The sequence below is a fragment of the Arsenicicoccus dermatophilus genome (assembly GCF_022568795.1).
GTDB lineage: Bacteria > Actinomycetota > Actinomycetes > Actinomycetales > Dermatophilaceae > Arsenicicoccus > Arsenicicoccus dermatophilus.
Genome location: NZ_JAKZHU010000001.1, coordinates 1,998,991 through 2,014,270, shown reverse-complemented (window position 1 = coordinate 2,014,270; position 15,280 = coordinate 1,998,991). Strand labels below are relative to the sequence as shown.

Annotated in this window: 16 protein-coding genes; 14 read left to right on the top strand and 2 right to left on the bottom strand. The window is 73.3% G+C overall.

The features are described from left to right. Positions 1 to 6 precede the first annotated feature (6 nt). The 5 genes from MM438_RS09335 (at position 7) to MM438_RS09315 (ending at position 4,981) form a co-directional block, all read left to right on the top strand. The gene (locus MM438_RS09335; RefSeq protein ID WP_241452185.1) at positions 7 to 2,163 is read left to right on the top strand and encodes a S9 family peptidase; all 2,157 of its coding nucleotides are present in this window, start codon (positions 7 to 9) and stop codon (positions 2,161 to 2,163) included. Continuing rightward, positions 2,160 to 3,005, top strand: a complete 846-nt coding sequence (locus MM438_RS09330; RefSeq protein WP_241452184.1) for a shikimate 5-dehydrogenase — start codon at positions 2,160 to 2,162, stop codon at positions 3,003 to 3,005. Before MM438_RS09335 ends, MM438_RS09330 begins: the two co-directional genes overlap by 4 nt. Before the next feature lie 63 nt (positions 3,006 to 3,068). Further along, positions 3,069 to 3,635 (top strand): hypothetical protein, encoded by a 567-nt coding sequence (locus tag MM438_RS09325; RefSeq protein ID WP_241452183.1) that lies wholly within the window; start codon positions 3,069 to 3,071, stop codon positions 3,633 to 3,635. Between the two features lie 117 nt (positions 3,636 to 3,752). Then, the gene (locus tag MM438_RS09320; RefSeq protein WP_241452182.1) at positions 3,753 to 4,760 is read left to right on the top strand and encodes an SPFH domain-containing protein; all 1,008 of its coding nucleotides are present in this window, start codon (positions 3,753 to 3,755) and stop codon (positions 4,758 to 4,760) included. Next, on the top strand, positions 4,757 to 4,981 hold the full coding sequence (locus MM438_RS09315; RefSeq protein WP_241452181.1) for a type II toxin-antitoxin system antitoxin: 225 nt from the start codon (positions 4,757 to 4,759) through the stop codon (positions 4,979 to 4,981). The genes MM438_RS09320 and MM438_RS09315 overlap by 4 nt, the downstream gene beginning before the upstream one ends. A 46-nt stretch (positions 4,982 to 5,027) precedes the next feature. On the opposite strand, the gene MM438_RS09310 is transcribed toward MM438_RS09315, so the two are convergent. Beyond that, positions 5,028 to 5,816 carry an ABC transporter permease gene (locus MM438_RS09310; protein WP_241452180.1) on the bottom strand — a complete coding sequence of 263 codons (789 nt, stop codon included), beginning with the start codon at positions 5,814 to 5,816 and terminating at the stop codon, positions 5,028 to 5,030. A gap of 119 nt (positions 5,817 to 5,935) precedes the next feature. On the opposite strand from MM438_RS09310, the gene MM438_RS09305 reads away from it, so the two are divergent. Beyond that, the gene (locus MM438_RS09305; protein WP_241452179.1) at positions 5,936 to 6,730 is read left to right on the top strand and encodes a M14 family zinc carboxypeptidase; all 795 of its coding nucleotides are present in this window, start codon (positions 5,936 to 5,938) and stop codon (positions 6,728 to 6,730) included. A 13-nt stretch (positions 6,731 to 6,743) separates the two neighbouring features. Here the strand turns inward: MM438_RS09305 and MM438_RS09300 are convergent, their stop codons facing one another. After that, positions 6,744 to 7,913 (bottom strand): CPBP family intramembrane glutamic endopeptidase, encoded by a 1,170-nt coding sequence (locus MM438_RS09300; RefSeq protein WP_241452178.1) that lies wholly within the window; start codon positions 7,911 to 7,913, stop codon positions 6,744 to 6,746. Between the two features lie 91 nt (positions 7,914 to 8,004). On the opposite strand from MM438_RS09300, the gene hisD reads away from it, so the two are divergent. The 8 genes from hisD to priA all read left to right on the top strand — a co-directional run bounded on the left by hisD (position 8,005) and on the right by priA (position 15,277). Beyond that, positions 8,005 to 9,378 carry a histidinol dehydrogenase gene (gene hisD / locus MM438_RS09295; protein WP_241452177.1) on the top strand — a complete coding sequence of 458 codons (1,374 nt, stop codon included), beginning with the start codon at positions 8,005 to 8,007 and terminating at the stop codon, positions 9,376 to 9,378. Then, positions 9,375 to 10,520 carry a histidinol-phosphate transaminase gene (locus tag MM438_RS09290; protein ID WP_241452176.1) on the top strand — a complete coding sequence of 382 codons (1,146 nt, stop codon included), beginning with the start codon at positions 9,375 to 9,377 and terminating at the stop codon, positions 10,518 to 10,520. Before hisD ends, MM438_RS09290 begins: the two co-directional genes overlap by 4 nt. Then, a complete protein-coding gene (hisB, locus tag MM438_RS09285; RefSeq protein ID WP_241452175.1) occupies positions 10,517 to 11,131 on the top strand; it encodes an imidazoleglycerol-phosphate dehydratase HisB in 615 nt (204 codons plus the stop codon). Before MM438_RS09290 ends, hisB begins: the two co-directional genes overlap by 4 nt. A gap of 5 nt (positions 11,132 to 11,136) precedes the next feature. Continuing rightward, on the top strand, positions 11,137 to 11,751 hold the full coding sequence (locus tag MM438_RS09280) for a hypothetical protein (protein WP_241452174.1): 615 nt from the start codon (positions 11,137 to 11,139) through the stop codon (positions 11,749 to 11,751). Continuing rightward, positions 11,748 to 12,395, top strand: a complete 648-nt coding sequence (gene hisH / locus MM438_RS09275) for an imidazole glycerol phosphate synthase subunit HisH (RefSeq protein ID WP_241452173.1) — start codon at positions 11,748 to 11,750, stop codon at positions 12,393 to 12,395. Before MM438_RS09280 ends, hisH begins: the two co-directional genes overlap by 4 nt. Before the next feature lie 354 nt (positions 12,396 to 12,749). Then, positions 12,750 to 13,196, top strand: a complete 447-nt coding sequence (locus MM438_RS09270) for a hypothetical protein (protein WP_241452172.1) — start codon at positions 12,750 to 12,752, stop codon at positions 13,194 to 13,196. 90 nt (positions 13,197 to 13,286) lie between these two features. Beyond that, positions 13,287 to 14,408, top strand: coding sequence for a thioredoxin family protein (locus tag MM438_RS09265; protein WP_241452171.1), 1,122 nt, complete (start codon positions 13,287 to 13,289; stop codon positions 14,406 to 14,408). 128 nt (positions 14,409 to 14,536) lie between these two features. Continuing rightward, entirely contained in the window at positions 14,537 to 15,277 is a 741-nt protein-coding gene (gene priA, locus MM438_RS09260) for a bifunctional 1-(5-phosphoribosyl)-5-((5-phosphoribosylamino)methylideneamino)imidazole-4-carboxamide isomerase/phosphoribosylanthranilate isomerase PriA (protein WP_241452170.1), read from the top strand. Positions 15,278 to 15,280 lie beyond the last annotated feature (3 nt).

Genomic DNA, 15,280 nt, shown 5'->3' with positions numbered 1-15,280 from the left:
TCGTCCGTGACCTCCGCATCCTTGCCCGAGCCCCCGCGCGCCCGCCGGGTGGAGACGACCCGCATCCACCACGGGGAGAGCGTGTCCGACCCCTACGAGTGGCTGCGGGACAAGTCCGCGCCGGAGGTCATCGCCCATCTGGAGGCGGAGAACGCCTACACCGCCGCGATGACCGCCGACCAGGAGCCGCTGCGACAGGCGATCTTCGAGGAGCTGAAGGCGCGGGTCCAGGAGACCGACCTGTCGGTGCCGGTGGCCTACCGCGGCTGGTGGTACTACTCGCGCACCACCGAGGGCGAGCAGTACGCCCGCGAGTGCCGGGTCCTCGTGGCCGACACCCCCGGCGGGGTCCCGGGACCGCCCCCGCAGCTCGTCGACGGCACCCCGCCCGAGGGGGAGCAGGTGCTCCTGGACGGACCCGCTCTCGCGCAGGGCCACGAGTTCTTCGCCGTCGGGTCCACCGACGTCAGCCACGACGGCACCCGGTTCGCGTATGCCGTGGACACGACGGGCGACGAGCGCTACGACCTGGTCATCACCGAGGTGCCCACCGACCCCACGGTCACCGGGGTGGTCGGGCGGGTCATCGACAACCAGGTCACCGGGATCGGCTACGGCCTGGTCTTCTCCCTCGACGGTCGGCAGGTCTACTACACCCGCAACGACGACGCCTGGCGGCAGTTCCAGGTCTGGCGGCACGAGATCGGCACCCCCGTCGAGCAGGACGTGCTGGTCCACGACGAGACCGACGAGCGCTTCTGGGTGGGGGTCGGGTCCAGCCGCGACGACCGCTGGATCGTCATCGTCACCGGGTCCAAGACCACCTCGGAGACCTGGCTCGTCGACTCGGCCGACCCCGACGCGACCCCTCGGGTGGTCGCCCCCCGCGAGGAGGGCGTGGAGTACGACGTCGAGCCCGCCGGCGAGGTGCTGCTGATCACCCACAACGCCGCCCACCAGGACTTCGAGCTGGCCGTGGCACCCGCCGACGCCACGAGCCGGGACCGGTGGCGGACCGTCCTCACCCCGGGCGAGGGGGAGCGGGTGGTGGGGGTGGAGGCCTTCTCGGCATACGCCGTCGTCGTGATGCGCAAGGACGGGCTCACCGCCCTGTCCGTGCTGGACCGCCCCCGGCCCGACGAGCTGGCCGCGCCGCGGCCGTTGGAGTTCGACGAGCCGATCTACACCGTGCACCCCGGTGACAACCTCGACTACGACGCGACCTGGCTGCGGATCTCCTACCAGTCGCTGGTCACCCCGCCGTGCGTCTACGACGTGGACCTGGCCACCCTCGGGCGGACCCTGCGCAAGCGCACCGAGGTGCTCGGCGGGGTGGACCTGGACGACTACGAGCAGCGCCGCGAGTGGGCGACCGCGCCGGACGGCACCCGGGTGCCGATCTCGCTGGTCTACCGCAAGGGCACCCGGCCCGACGGCACGCACCCCGGGATGCTCTACGCCTACGGCTCCTACGAGGCCTGCACGGACCCGTGGTTCTCCTTCCTGCGGTTCAGCCTCCTCGACCGCGGCTTCGTCTGGGCCCTGGCGCACGTGCGCGGCGGCGGCGAGATGGGGCGGGCGTGGTACGACCAGGGCAAGACGCTCGCCAAGCGCAACACCTTCACCGACTTCGTCGCGTGCGGCGAGCACCTGGTGCAGACCGGGTGGGTGGCGCCGGACCGGCTCGTCGCCGAGGGCGGCTCGGCCGGCGGGCTGCTGATCGGGGCCGTCGCCAACATCGCCCCGGACCTGTTCCGCGCGCTGCACGCCCAGGTGCCCTTCGTGGACGCCCTGACCACCATCCTCGACCCCTCGTTGCCGCTGACGGTGGGCGAGTGGGAGGAGTGGGGCGACCCGCTGCACGACCCCGAGGTCTACCGCTACATGCGCGGCTACTCGCCCTACGAGAACATCGCCCCGCGCCGCTATCCCGCGATCCTGGCGACCACCTCGCTCAACGACACCCGGGTGTTCTACGTCGAGCCCGCCAAGTGGGTCGCCCGGCTGCGCGAGACCGTCACCAACGACCCGGCCGAGCGCCCCGTCCTGCTGCAGACCGAGATGGTGGCCGGGCACGGCGGCGTCTCCGGGCGCTACGACGCCTGGCGGCAGGCGGCCTTCGAGTGGGCCTGGCTGATGACCCAGGCGGGGGTGACCCGATGACCCCCACGCCCGACCCGCGGGTGACCGTGCGCGTCTCCCGCGACACCCAGCTGTGCGTCTCGCTGTCCGGGCGACCGTCCGACATCGGCACCCGGTTCCACAACTACCTGTATGCCGAGCTCGGGCTGGACTACGTCTACAAGGCCTTCACGGCGACCGACATCCGCGACGCCGTCGCCGGGGTGCGGGGCCTGGGGATCCGCGGCTGCGCGGTCTCGATGCCGTGGAAGGAGGACGTGATCGCGCTCGTCGACGAGATGACGCCGTCCGCCGCGGCCATCGAGTCGGTCAACACGATCGTCAACGACGACGGACGACTGGTGGCCTACAACACCGACTACCTCGCGATCCGCTCGCTGCTCGACTCCCACGAGGTGCCCCGGTCGCTGCCGTTCGCCGTGCTGGGCTCGGGCGGTATGGCGAAGGCCGCTGTCGCCGCGCTCACGGACGCGGGCTTCGCCTCCGGGCACGTCGTGGCCCGCAACCCCGAGACCGGCCCGGCGCTCGCGTCCCGCTACGGCCACGCCTGGGCGTCGTCGCTGGACGGGATCGCCCCCGGCCTGGTGCTCAACGCGACCCCGGTGGGCATGGCCGGCGGGGCCGGGGAGGGCGAGCTGTCCGCACCCCGGGAGGTCGTCGAGGGGGCCGAGGTGGTCTTCGACGTGGTGGCCTTCCCGTCCGAGACGCCGCTGGTGGCGCTCGCCCGCGAGCTCGGCCGCGAGGTGATCACCGGGGCGGAGGTGATCGCCCTGCAGGCGGCCGAGCAGTTCGTGCTCTACACCGGGGTCCGCCCCACCGACGAGCAGGTGCGCCGGGCCTCGGAGTTCTCCCGCGAGGCCTGACCTGCGCGCCCGGACGGGGCGTCCGAGGTGACCGGCGACCGGCCTGCTGCCTAGGGTGGCGCCATGCCTGAGCAGCCTGCCCTCGTCGCCCTCCTCGAAGGCGTCTCCGACGTCGCCGCCGTCCGCGCCGCCCTCACCACCGCCGGCGTCGACCTCACCAAGGTCGAGCTGGTCGACCTGCAGGGGGTCACCAACGTCGGCCGGGTCCTCGCCGAGATCCGCCAGCTGCGCCCGGAGGCGGAGGTCGTCGGGATGTGCGACGCGGGGGAGGTCCGGCACGTGATGACCGCGCTCGCGGCGGACGGCTGCCCGGCCACCGACGCGTCCGACCTGCCGGCCTACGGCTTCTTCGTCTGCGAGCCCGACCTGGAGGACGAGCTGCTGCGCGCCCTGGGGACCCCGCGGGCGGTCGAGGCGATCCGGCGGTCGCCGCTCGGCGGCAAGCTCCAGGCGCTGCAGGTCCAGCCGGCCTGGCGGGACCTGGAGCTGGACGAGCAGCTGCGGCGGTTCACGCGCACCCCGGCCGCGCGCAAGGAGCGGGTGGCGGGGGTGCTGGCCGAGGCGCTGACCCGCGAGGAGCTGCCCGAGCCGATCGCCATGCTGGTCGACCGGATCTCCTGGAGCGTCTGAGGTCTCGCCGCGCCGGGAGACCTTCCGGCCTGCCGGAGGGAACCGGCGGGCTCCCGCCCCCGTCAGAAAAGTGATATCAGTTAGATGTCACATTCTGACGCACCCCAGGGGGAGAGCATGAGCACGCAGCACACGCCCGGCGGATCGGCCGACCGCAGCGACGACACCGTGGACCCGATCCAGGCCCCGCCGTCCACGAGGCCCGTGGGTCACGAGGGAGCACGGGTCGGGGTCAACGAGCGACCGGCCTTCGCCATGGACGGCTTCCTGGCCCTCGCGCTGGCGCTCCTGCTGCTCGTCGGCGGCGTGGCGTGCGTCGCGCTGGGGGTCGACCAGGCCGCCAAGGCCGGCTCCGTGACGGCGACGCCCTTCGTCGTCGGGGTGCTGCTCATGCTCGTCGGGGCGATCGTCGCCAGCTCGGTGGTGGTCATCCAGCCCGGCCAGACAGCGGTGATCCAGTTCTTCGGGCGGTATGTCGGCACCGCCCGGCGCACCGGCCTGACGATGGTGCTGCCGTTCACCAGCAAGCGACGGGTGTCGGTGCGGGTCAACAACTTCGAGACCAACACGCTCAAGGTCAACGACGCCGACGGCAACCCCGTCGAGATCGCCGCCATCGTCGTCTGGCAGGTCGCGGACACCGCTCGGGCGTGCTTCTCGGTGGAGTCCTACGACAACTTCGTCCGGGTGCAGTCCGAGTCGGCGCTGCGCCACGTGGCGATCTCCCATCCCTACGACGCGCCCGACGAGGTCGAGAGCGCGGTCGAGTCGCTGCGCGGGTCCACCGACGTCGTGTCCGGGGAGCTGGCCCGCGAGGTGGCCGAGCGGGTCGCGGTCGCCGGCGTGGAGATCGTCGAGGTCCGCATCTCCCACCTTGCCTATGCCCCCGAGATCGCCCAGGCGATGCTGCAGCGCCAGCAGGCCTCGGCCATCGTCGCGGCCCGCGCGCGCATCGTCGAGGGCGCGGTCGGCATGGTCGACATGGCCCTCGCCCGCCTCGAGCAGCAGGACATCGTCGAGCTCGACGACGAGCGCAAGGCCGCCATGGTCTCCAACCTGCTCGTCGTGCTCTGCGGCGAGTCGCGGGCGACGCCCGTCGTCAACACGGGGTCGCTCTACCAGTGACGCCGCCACGCGAGCGTCGCGGCGGGGCCGAGCGCAGGCAGGTGCTCCTGCGCCTCGACCCCGCCGTCCACGACGCCCTCGCCCGGTGGGCGGCCGACGACCTGCGCAGCGTCAACGCGCAGGTCGAGATGGTGCTGCGGGAGGCCCTGCGCAGGGCGGGGCGGATGCCCCAGGACGCCGGGCCGCTCCCGCGGCGCGGGCGCCCTCCGGCCGAGGGCTGAGCGGCCGGAGGGGCAGGTCGGGGGACCGTCGAGATCGGCTGGTGACTCACGCCGCCCGTCGGCCGTGGTCGCCGACCCGCCCCCGGGCCACGAGCTCGACCGTCACGACGACGGCGAGCGCCTGGACGAGGAGCAGGGCCGCGAGGACGACGAGCTGCACCGCGGCCGCCTCGAGCGGGGACGCGCCGCCGAGGAGGGTGCCGACGAAGGCGCCCGGCAGCGTCACCAGCCCGACGGTGCGGGTCTGGTCCAACCCCGGGACCAGGGCGAGCGCGGCGTCGTCGCGGCCGACCAGCAGCGCGGCGTCCCGGTCGAGCAGCCCCAGCGACAGGGCCGCCTCGAACTCGCCGTGCCGTTGCCGCAGCGCGTCCAGGGTGCGCTTGCCGGCCAGGGTGGTCGCGGTCATCGCGTTGCCGATGAGGATGCCGAGGATCGGCACGACCGCGATGGGGCGCAGGGGGACCAGGCCGGACGCCGCGAGCGCCATACCGACCGGGACGGCTCCCGCGCAGACCGGCAGCACGGTCCACCAGGTGCCCCCGTCCGGTACGACGCGCCTGCCGGCGGTCAGCGAGGCCACACCGAGCATGAGGACGATGAAGGCCAGGGTCAGCCACCACGAGCGCAGCACCGCGGCGATCAGCATCCCGACGACCGCCAGCTGGAGGGTGGCCCGGGCGGCCGCGGTGACGGTGGCGCCCGTGTGGCCGAGGCGTCCCCAGTGGTGGACCGCGGCCGCGGCGAGGGAGAGGATCAGGACGACCGCCACCAGCCGGACGACGTCGGCGGTCGTGGCGACGGAGACGAGGGAGGAGCCGGTGGTCACGGGCTCCATCAGACCACGGTGGTGCGTTCGGGTGGCACGGGGCGCCAGACCTGTCCTTCCATCACTCTCCGATCAATGATGGTCGCAATGCGGTGACTACCTGTCACCGATCGTCCCTGGAGGGGTGCATGTCCTTCGTCGCCCGCACCATCGCTGCCGCCGTGGCCGTGGCCGTGGCCCTCCCCGCCACGGCCACGGCGTCCGGCAGCCCTGCCCGGCGAGCCGTCGCCCCGGAGGCGGCCGCCCGGCAGGCGGGGGCCACGCCCGCCCTCGCGGCGGTCGCCGGCCCGGTCCGCGAGACCCGCGTCATCGGCCGCACCCGCCGGGGCCGCCCCATCCATGCCTACCGGCTGGGGGAGCCCGGCAAGCCCGTGGTCGCCGTGATCGCCACGATGCACGGCAACGAGCGGCTGAACCACTGGGTCGTGAACGGCCTGCGCACCGGTCGCCCGGTCAGGGGCGTGGACCTGTGGGTCGTGGAGTACGTCAACCCTGACGGCTGGGCCCGGAGTTCGCGCTACAACGCCGCCGGCGTCGACCTCAACCGCAACTTCCCGACGGCCTGGAGCTCCCGGGTGCCGCGGGCGGGTCGCGGGCCGGCGTCCGAGCCGGAGACCCGCGCGCTGATGGCCTTCCTGGACCGCACCGACCCGCGCCACGTCGTCAGCCTGCACCAGCCCTTCGACGGCGTGGACACCTATGCCCTCAAGGACCGGGCCCTGGCCGCCCGCCTGTCCCGTCAGCTGGGGCTGGCCACGAAGTCCTTCGCCTGCTCGGGTGGTTGCCACGGCACGATGACGCAGTGGTTCAACGCCCGGCACCGCGGCGCGGCGATCACCGTGGAGTGGGGTCGCTCGCCGACGCGCGCACAGCTCGCGCGCGCCTGCGACGGGGTGCTCCGAGCGATCGGGGGCACCCGCTAGACCCGGGTGGGGCTCAGTCCCACCCGGTTCCCGTCGTCCGGCCCGGCCCTGCAGGGGGAGCGGGCGGGCCGGACGGCGGCGGAGGAGTCGTCCCCTGCGGGGGCACGTCGCCCCGCGAGGGCACGACCCCGGGCGAGGTGGGTGCAGGCGCCGTCGTCACGGGCGTCGTGGCCGGCAGCCAGACGACGGGCGGCGGGGGGATCTGCGGCTCGGTGCGACTCACGATGCCCGCCCGTCGCGCCTGCCAGGCGACGAGGGCGTAGGCGATCGGCATCATCACCAGCGAGGGGACCAGCGCGGCCGGAGAGCTCGTCGTGCCCTGGTCGATGAAGCCCTCGTCGAAGCCGCCGAGCACCAGCGAGATCCCCATGACCAGCATGTTGTTGGCGCAGTGCAGCGCAATGGCCGCCTCCAGGCCCCCGGTCCGCCAGGTCATCAGGCAGGCGGTGACGGCGAAGATCGACAGGTCGGCCATGACCCAGGGGTCCTTGCTGCCGTGGGCGAGACCGAAGAGCAGGCACGAGGCGACGGTCGGCAGGACCAGAGCGACCCAACGGTGCCGGGCCCAGGAGCCGAGGCTCTGCAGGATCCACCCGCGGAAGGCGAACTCCTCGCCCGCGCACTGCAACGGCGTGGTCAGCACCATGACGAGCAGGAGCACCACCCACTGCTGTGGGCGTCCGCTCGGCGGCGGGTCCAGGGCGGACCCCAGACCGACGTACAGCGCCCAGAGCGGCACGAGCACCAGCAGGCAGCGGGCGAACCACCGCCAGCGGAAGCGCCCGGTCACCGAGGACAGGTAGCGCCCGGGGACCCCGTGCCCCAGCCAGACGGCGAACGCCGCGCACGGCACCAGCGCCGCCAGCGTGAGGTTGGTGACCAGGAAGCCCCCCGGCTCGGAGGTGATCGATCCCGCGTCCTGGAGCCAGCGCTCCGGGTCGCCACCGGTCGCGGCCACCACCCCGAGGGCCGCGGCCCAGCCCACGATGTTGACGAGGACGAACGACAGCACCATCACCACGAGCGACGCGAGCGGCCGCCACTCCCGGTGGCGCGGGCCCCGCAGCACCTGCTGGTAGTCCACCGCCCGCGGGGGCAGGTCCGGGATCCGGGGTGGTCCGACCGGGGGTGGTGGGGGGCCGGGTGCCCAGCCGGGCGGCGGCGGAGGAGCGACGGAGGACATGGGGTCCATTGTGACCGAGAGGTCCGACAGACCGTCGGACGCCGCTGAGACGACCCAGGGGCCTGTCGGTGGTCGGACCTAGACTTCGCCCATGCTGTCGATCGAGGACCTGCGGGGGCGTGAGCTGAGCGCCCGTGCCCTGCGCGAGACCCTGCCCCGGGCCGAGCTGGACGTGGAGGCCGCGCTGGACGTGGTGCGCCCCATCTGCGAGGACGTGCGGCATCGCGGTGCCGCGGCCCTCCTGGAGCTGGGGGAGCGCCTCGACGGGGTGCGTCCCCCGAGCCTGCGGGTGCCGGTCGAGGTGCTGGCCCTCGCGGCCGAGCAGCTCGACCCCGACGTCCGGCGTGCCCTGGAGGTGGCCATCGAGCGCGCCCGCCTGGTCCACCGGGCCCAGCGGCGGCAGGACGTGACGGTCCAGGTCGTCCCGGGCGGCACCGTGACCGAGCGGTGGGTGCCCGTCGAGCGGGTGGGGCTCTACGTCCCCGGCGGACTGGCCGTCTATCCCTCGTCCGTGGTGATGAACGTCGTGCCCGCCCAGGAGGCCGGCGTCGGCTCCCTCGCCGTCGCGAGCCCGCCGCAGCGCGAGGGGATCGGCCGCTTCGCGGGGCTGCCGCACCCCACCATCCTCGCGGCCTGCCACCTGCTCGGCGTCCAGGAGGTGTATGCCGTCGGCGGCGCCCAGGCCGTCGCGATGTTCGCCTACGGCGCGGCCGCCGACGAGGCGCTGGACACCGAGGCCGTCGAGCCCGCCGCCCTGGTGACCGGCCCCGGCAACGTCTACGTCGCGTCCGCGAAGCGGCTGCTCCAGGGGGTCATCGGCATCGACGCGGAGGCCGGCCCGACCGAGATCGCCGTGCTCGCCGACGACTCCGCCGACCCCGAGCACGTCGCCGCCGACCTGATCAGCCAGGCCGAGCACGACCCGCTCGCGGGATCCGTGCTGGTCACCGACTCCGCGGAGCTCGCGCGGCAGGTGGTCGCGGCCGTCGAGCGGCGCGTCCCCGACACCAAGCACGCCGAGCGGGTCCGCACCGCCCTCACCGGCAGCCAGTCCGGGATCGTCCTCGTCGACGACCTGGACACCGGGCTGCGCGTCGTGGACGCCTACGCCGCCGAGCACCTGGAGATCCAGACCCGCGACGCCGCCGCCGTCGCCGCCCGCGTCCGCAACGCCGGGGCCGTCTTCGTCGGCTCCTACGCCCCGGTCTCGCTCGGCGACTACGCCGCCGGGTCCAACCACGTGCTGCCCACCGGCGGCTCGGCGGCCTACGCGAGCGGGCTGTCGGTGCAGTCCTTCCTGCGAGGCATCCACGTCGTCGACTACTCCCAGGACGCGCTGCGCGAGGTCGCGCACCACGTCGTCGCCCTCGCACAGTCCGAGGACCTGCCCGGACACAGCCAGGCGATCACCGCCCGCTTCGGCGACGAGGTGCCCGAGCCCGGACCGGCGGGGGAGCCGGCATGACCTCGCGAGCGGTTACCCAGGTCGAGGCGCTGCTGCGGCCGGACCTGCGCGGCCGGACGGCCTACGGCGCTCCCCAGCTGGACGTCCCCGTCCAGCTCAACACCAACGAGTCGTCATACCCGCTGCCGCCGGTCGTGGTGACCGCGACGACCGAGGCCGTGGCCGCGGTCGCTCCCCACCTCAACCGCTATCCCGACCGCGAGTTCTCGCAGCTGCGCGACCGGCTCGCGGGCTACCTCACCCGCACCGGCGGGGTCGACATCGCCCCCGAGCAGGTCTGGGCCGGCAACGGCTCGAACGAGGTGCTGCTGCACCTGGTCCAGGCCTTCGGCGGGGTGACGCGGCGGGCGCTGGGCTTCACGCCCGCCTACTCCATGCACCCGATCATCACCGAGACCACGGGCACGACCTTCGTGCACGGCTACCGCGGCGAGGGCTTCCACGACGAGGCGCACCGCTTCGACCTGTCGATCGAGTCCGCGGTCGCCCAGGTGCAGGAGCAGGACCCGCACCTGGTGTTCCTCTGCTCGCCCAACAACCCCACGGGCACGGCGCTGTCGCTGGACCTGGTCGAGGCGGTGCACGACGCCGCGCCGCACGCGGTGGTGATCGTGGACGAGGCCTACGCCGAGTTCGCCCGCCCCGGCACGCCGTCCGCGCTCACGCTGCTGGCCGGGCGCCCCAGGCTCGTCGTCACCCGCACCCTGAGCAAGGCCTTCGCCCTCGCCGGCGGTCGCCTCGGCTACCTCGCGGCCGACCCCGCCCTGGTGGACGCGTTGCGGCTGGTGCGCATGCCCTATCACCTGTCCTCGGTCACCCAGGCCGTCGCGGTGGCCGCGCTCGACCACGCCGACCTCATGCTCGCCACCGTCGAGGCGATCAAGGACCAGCGCGACCGCATCGTCGCCGAGCTGTCGACCCTGGGTCTGAGCCCGGTGGCCAGCGACGCCAACTTCGTCTTCTTCGGGGGTGTCGCCGACTCGCACGTGTTGTGGCAGGCCCTGCTCGACCAGGGTGTCCTGGTCCGTGACGTGGGCATTCCCCACTATCTTCGGGTGACGGCGGGGACGCCCGCCGAGACCGACCGCTTCCTGACCGCCCTGCGCGAGCTCGCCCCGACCCACCGACTGGAGCCTCGATGACCGACCGGCCCACACACCGCACCGCCACGGTCTCCCGCGCCACCTCCGAGTCCCGGATCGAGCTCACCCTCGACCTGGACGGCACGGGCCGAGCCCAGGTGTCCACGGGCGTCCGGTTCTACGACCACATGCTCGAGTCCTTCGCCAAGCACTCGCTGATGGACCTCACGGTCCAGGCCGACGGGGACATCGACGTGGACGCCCACCACACCGTGGAGGACGTCGCCATCTGCCTCGGGCAGGCGCTCCGGCAGGCCCTGGGCGACAAGCGCGGCATCTCCCGCTTCGGCGATGCCATGGTTCCGCTCGACGAGGCTCTGGCCCAGGCCGTGGTCGACGTGGCGGGCCGGGCCTACGTCGTCCACGAGGGCGAGCCCGAGGGGCAGGCGTATGTCCTCATCGGCGGGCAGTACGTCGGGTCGCTGACCCGACATGTCTTCGAGTCGATCGCCCACAACGCCCACATCGCCTTGCACGTGCGGGTCCTGTCCGGTCGCGACCCGCACCACCTGGTCGAGGCCCAGATCAAGGCCTTCGCCCGGGCCCTGCGCGCCGCCTGCGCGCTCGACCCCCGGGTCCAGGGCATCCCCAGCGCCAAGGGAGCGCTCTGACCGCCATGGATCGTGGGCTGCTGCTCGTCCGTGGTCGCCGCGACCGGGTGCTGCGCTGGGTGCGTCGCGGGACGCTTCCGGTCTACGTCGTGCCCGGCCGGCCGTGGACGACGCTGGTCCCTGCGGGGGACAGCCGGACCATGGCCCCCTACACCGGCGGCGTCACGATGCTGGCCGCTCACCCCTTGCGGGTCACCCTCCGGCCGGCGATCGGGCTGTGGCTGCACGACGGTCGGGCCGTCATCACCTGCTGGCGTCGACGGCTGCGCGGCGGCCAGCTGTGGGTGCAGTGGACGCCTGGTGTGGGAGCCGCGAGGGTCCCTGGCATGCCGCTGGCTCGCCCGTCCGACCTGGCCGCCGTGACCGGGTTCCGGCGCAACGGTGCAGCCCCCGGCGCGATCCGCGACCTGCTGGCCGACCCCGGGGGAACGGCCGAGGAGATGCTCACCGACCTGTGCCTGCTCCTCGGTCTCCCGCACGCCGAGATCATCGGCGGCACGTCCGGGGCGTCGCTGCCACGCGCGGAGCTGGTGGCCCCCGCGGACGCCTCCGTGGCGGGATTCGACAAGCTGGTGGCGGACGAGCATCGGCTCGCCACCGAGGTGGAGGAGGGGCTGTGAACGCGCCGGACGTGGTGGTGCTGGACTACGGCAGCGGCAACGTCCGCTCGGCGGTGCGAGCACTCGAGCACGTCGGTGCTCGAGTGACGCTGACGGCCGACGAGCACCGGGTGCTCGAGGCGGACGGGTTGTTCGTGCCGGGGGTCGGCAACTTCCACGCCTGCCTGCGTGGTCTGCGGGCGGTGGACGGCCACCGGCTGATCGACATCCGCCTGGCCGGGGCCCGCCCGGTGCTGGGCATCTGCGTCGGCATGCAGGCGATGTTCGAGGCCTCGGTGGAGCCGTCGACCCAGGGCGCGGTCCCGGGGCTCGACCAGTGGCCCGGCACGGTCGAGCGTCTGCCGGCGGCGGTCGTCCCGCACATGGGCTGGTCGAGGGTGCAGGCACCCGCTGACACCGCGCTGTTGGCGGGGGTGGCGGACGAGCGCTTCTACTTCGTCCACTCGTATGCCGTCCGTGAGTGGACCCTGCAGCCCCACGGTCCCTTCGAGGTGGTCACGCCGAAGGTCACCTGGGCCGAGCACGGGGTGCCGTTCGTCGCCGCGGTGGAGAACGGGCCGCTGTCCGCCACCCAGTTTCACCCCGAGAAGTCGGGTGAGGCCGGGCTCCACCTGGTCGAGAACTGGGTGCGCTCGCTGCGCTGAGGATCGGCCACGGGGGCGGTCTCCTTGGACCCGGTGACGAGATCAGGGTGGCTCCGGGGCGAGCGGGTCTACCACGAGCCCGGGTGGCGCCGGGAGGCATGCGCGGGCGGCAGGTCGCCGTCCCGTGACGTCGCCCGCCGCTGTGGTGTTTGGCTACGGACAGGGGATCACAGAACGTGCCCGAATCGCGGCGATTTGTCGCTACTGTCGCAACCAGCCATCACATTTCGTGTCTTTGGCTTTCTGAACGGGCGAACCTTGGCCCTGGTCACGAATTCGTCTCGTGCAGGGCTGTTGCGCTGTTCGGGCGATGATTAGGGTCGGCCACGACGACGACTTCTCCTGGAGGTGGACATGACCGCTCCGACCCGCTGGTGCATCCCCCTGACCCTGGCCCTGCTCCTGGCCGGCTGCTCCGGCGGCGACACGAGCACGACCACCGGCAGCGCCGCGAGCACCTCGCAGGTGGCGGCCCCATCCGCGACGGATGCCGCCGCCACCGGCCAGGCGGCGGCGCCGACGTCAGCCGCCGCTCCGGAGGCCATGAACACCTTCGTGCCCAAGGCCACCGCGGTCGACGACGCCGTCGCCGAGGTGCGCAAGGGTCCGGGCGGCGCCTCGCTCAAGCCTGACGTCGTCACCAAGAGCCTGAAGTCCGCCTGCGCGGCCCACCTGGCGGGGCTTCCCGCCTCCGACCTGCTCTCCGCCGTCCGCGGCGAGCTCGAGGCGGACAAGACCCCCGGCGCCGCGGCCGTCGCAGCGCGCATCGTGGCTGCCTCCCAGCGCCACATGTGCCCCTGACCGAACGCCCTCCACCCGACTCTTGCCCCACCCTCCAGGCAAGACGCCGCGCTCGTCGCGGTGCCCGATCGATCCCCGAAGGAAACCCACATGAAGCTGTCTCGCACGACGGCCCGCGCGCTCACCGCGGGCGCTCTGGTGGCCGCAGTCGGCAGCACCGGCCTGTCCGGTGTCGCCTCTGCCGCTACCTCCGCCCCCATCCGCACCACTTCGGTCTTCGCGACCGTCTCGGCCGAGTCCTCCGTCGTGGAGGTGAACATGAGCAACCTCGAGGCCGTGAAGAAGATGGCCGACACCCGGCCCGTGGTGTTCCTGGTCACCGCTCCCTCCTGGTGCGGTGCCTGCAAGCAGCTCGACCCCGTCATCCGGGCCATGAACGCCAAGGACGGCGGCTCCTGGGTCCTCGCCATCATGGACAGGGACAAGGACGGCGGTGCCGGCAAGAAGATGTTCACCGGCATCACCGGCCTTCCCACGGCCATCGCCTACGGTCGGGGCGCCGAGATGACCAACCCGAAGCGCATGATCGGGTGGGGCGGCGAGAGCACCACCCGCACCTGGATCGACAGCGTGGTCAAGGCCTACGGCCCGGTCACCCCCGCCCCCACCGGGACCCCGGCCCCGACCTCGACCCCGGCCCCCACCCAGACGACACCGGGTCCGCTGCCGACGAAGCCTGGCCCGACGGGTACGACCCCGGCCCCTGAGCCGACGAAGCCTGGCCCGACGGGTACCACCCCGGCTCCCGAGCCGACGAAGCCTGGCCCGACGGGTACCACCCCGGCCCCTGAGCCGACGAAGCCTGGCCCGACGGGTACCACCCCGGCTCCCGAGCCCACGACCACCACCCCGGCTCCGGACGGCGCGGTCGTCACCGTGGCCAGCGAGGAGGAGTGGAAGGCCGTCATCGAGCTGTCCAAGCAGCGTCCGGTGGTCGTTCGGGTCCACCTCGACGGCCAACTGCCCATGCTGTCCGGCCAGAACGGCAAGATGGCCGCCGCGGCGGTGGCCAAGGACGCGGGCCGGTGGACCCTGGCCAACGTCGACCTGGAGAAGCTGGGCATGGCCGGTCTCGCGAAGCTGGGGATCCCCATGAAGGGCATGCCCAGCATGACCGTGCTGAAGGACGGGAAGTTCGTCGGGGAGTCCCTCGCCGGGCACTCCACCGAGACCGAGATGCGCACCTGGATCGACGCGAACGTCGGTCGCTGACCGGTTCCTCTCTTCGACCGCCGCGGCGGGAGCCGTCCCTCACCGGGACGGTCTCCGCCGCGGCGGTCCGCGTCCCGGCGACCGGGTGCGACGCCATACCGGGGTCGTGGTCGCGATAGCGTCGTGGCGTGACTGACGCACCGCGCCTCGAGCTCCTGCCCGCCGTCGACGTCGTGGACGGCCGTGCCGTCCAGCTGGTGCAGGGGGTGGCGGGCTCCGGGGGCGAGTTCGGCGACCCCTGGGAGGCTGCCCGCACCTGGCAGGAGCAAGGGGCCGAGTGGCTGCACCTGGTCGACCTGGACGCGGCCTTCGGGCGGGGCTCCAACCACGAGCTGCTGCGCGACATCGTCGGTCGGCTGGACCTGCGGGTGGAGCTGAGCGGCGGCATCCGTGACCAGGACTCCCTGGTGCGGGCCCTGGCGACGGGATGTCGTCGCGTCAACATCGGCACCGCCGCCTTGGAGGACCCCGAGTGGACCCGTCGGGCCATCGCCGAGTTCGGTGACCGGGTGGCCGTGGGTCTCGACGTCCGGGGTACCACGCTGGCCGCTCGCGGGTGGACCCAGGAGGGCGGTGACCTGTGGGAGACGCTGGCGCGCCTGGACGCCGAGGGCTGCGCCCGGTATGTCGTGACTGACGTCAACAAGGACGGCATGATGTCCGGCGCCAACGTCGATCTCCTGCGCGAGGTGTGCGCCCGCACCGACCGGCCCGTGGTCGCCTCCGGGGGCGTCTCGACCCTCGACGACGTCCGGGCGATCCGCGGGCTCGTGCCCGAGGGGGTCGAGGGAGCCATCGTCGGGTCGGCGCTCTACCGCGGCGCCTTCACCCTGCCCGAGGCCCTCGAGGTCGCGGGCCGACCGGCCTGACCG

Bases quoted from the DNA above. Each gene is read 5' to 3' on its own strand.
- hisB (WP_241452175.1), top strand. From the start codon at position 10,517: ATGACCGACCGGCCCACACACCGCACCGCCACGGTCTCCCGCGCCACC.
- MM438_RS09270 (WP_241452172.1), top strand. From the start codon at position 12,750: ATGACCGCTCCGACCCGCTGGTGCATCCCCCTGACCCTGGCCCTGCTC.
- hisD (WP_241452177.1), top strand. From the start codon at position 8,005: ATGCTGTCGATCGAGGACCTGCGGGGGCGTGAGCTGAGCGCCCGTGCC.
- MM438_RS09330 (WP_241452184.1), top strand. From the start codon at position 2,160: ATGACCCCCACGCCCGACCCGCGGGTGACCGTGCGCGTCTCCCGCGAC.
- MM438_RS09310 (WP_241452180.1), bottom strand. From the start codon at position 5,816: ATGGAGCCCGTGACCACCGGCTCCTCCCTCGTCTCCGTCGCCACGACC.
- MM438_RS09290 (WP_241452176.1), top strand. From the start codon at position 9,375: ATGACCTCGCGAGCGGTTACCCAGGTCGAGGCGCTGCTGCGGCCGGAC.
- MM438_RS09325 (WP_241452183.1), top strand. From the start codon at position 3,069: ATGCCTGAGCAGCCTGCCCTCGTCGCCCTCCTCGAAGGCGTCTCCGAC.
- MM438_RS09305 (WP_241452179.1), top strand. From the start codon at position 5,936: ATGTCCTTCGTCGCCCGCACCATCGCTGCCGCCGTGGCCGTGGCCGTG.
- MM438_RS09280 (WP_241452174.1), top strand. From the start codon at position 11,137: ATGGATCGTGGGCTGCTGCTCGTCCGTGGTCGCCGCGACCGGGTGCTG.
- MM438_RS09320 (WP_241452182.1), top strand. From the start codon at position 3,753: ATGAGCACGCAGCACACGCCCGGCGGATCGGCCGACCGCAGCGACGAC.
- MM438_RS09300 (WP_241452178.1), bottom strand. From the start codon at position 7,913: ATGTCCTCCGTCGCTCCTCCGCCGCCGCCCGGCTGGGCACCCGGCCCC.
- MM438_RS09265 (WP_241452171.1), top strand. From the start codon at position 13,287: ATGAAGCTGTCTCGCACGACGGCCCGCGCGCTCACCGCGGGCGCTCTG.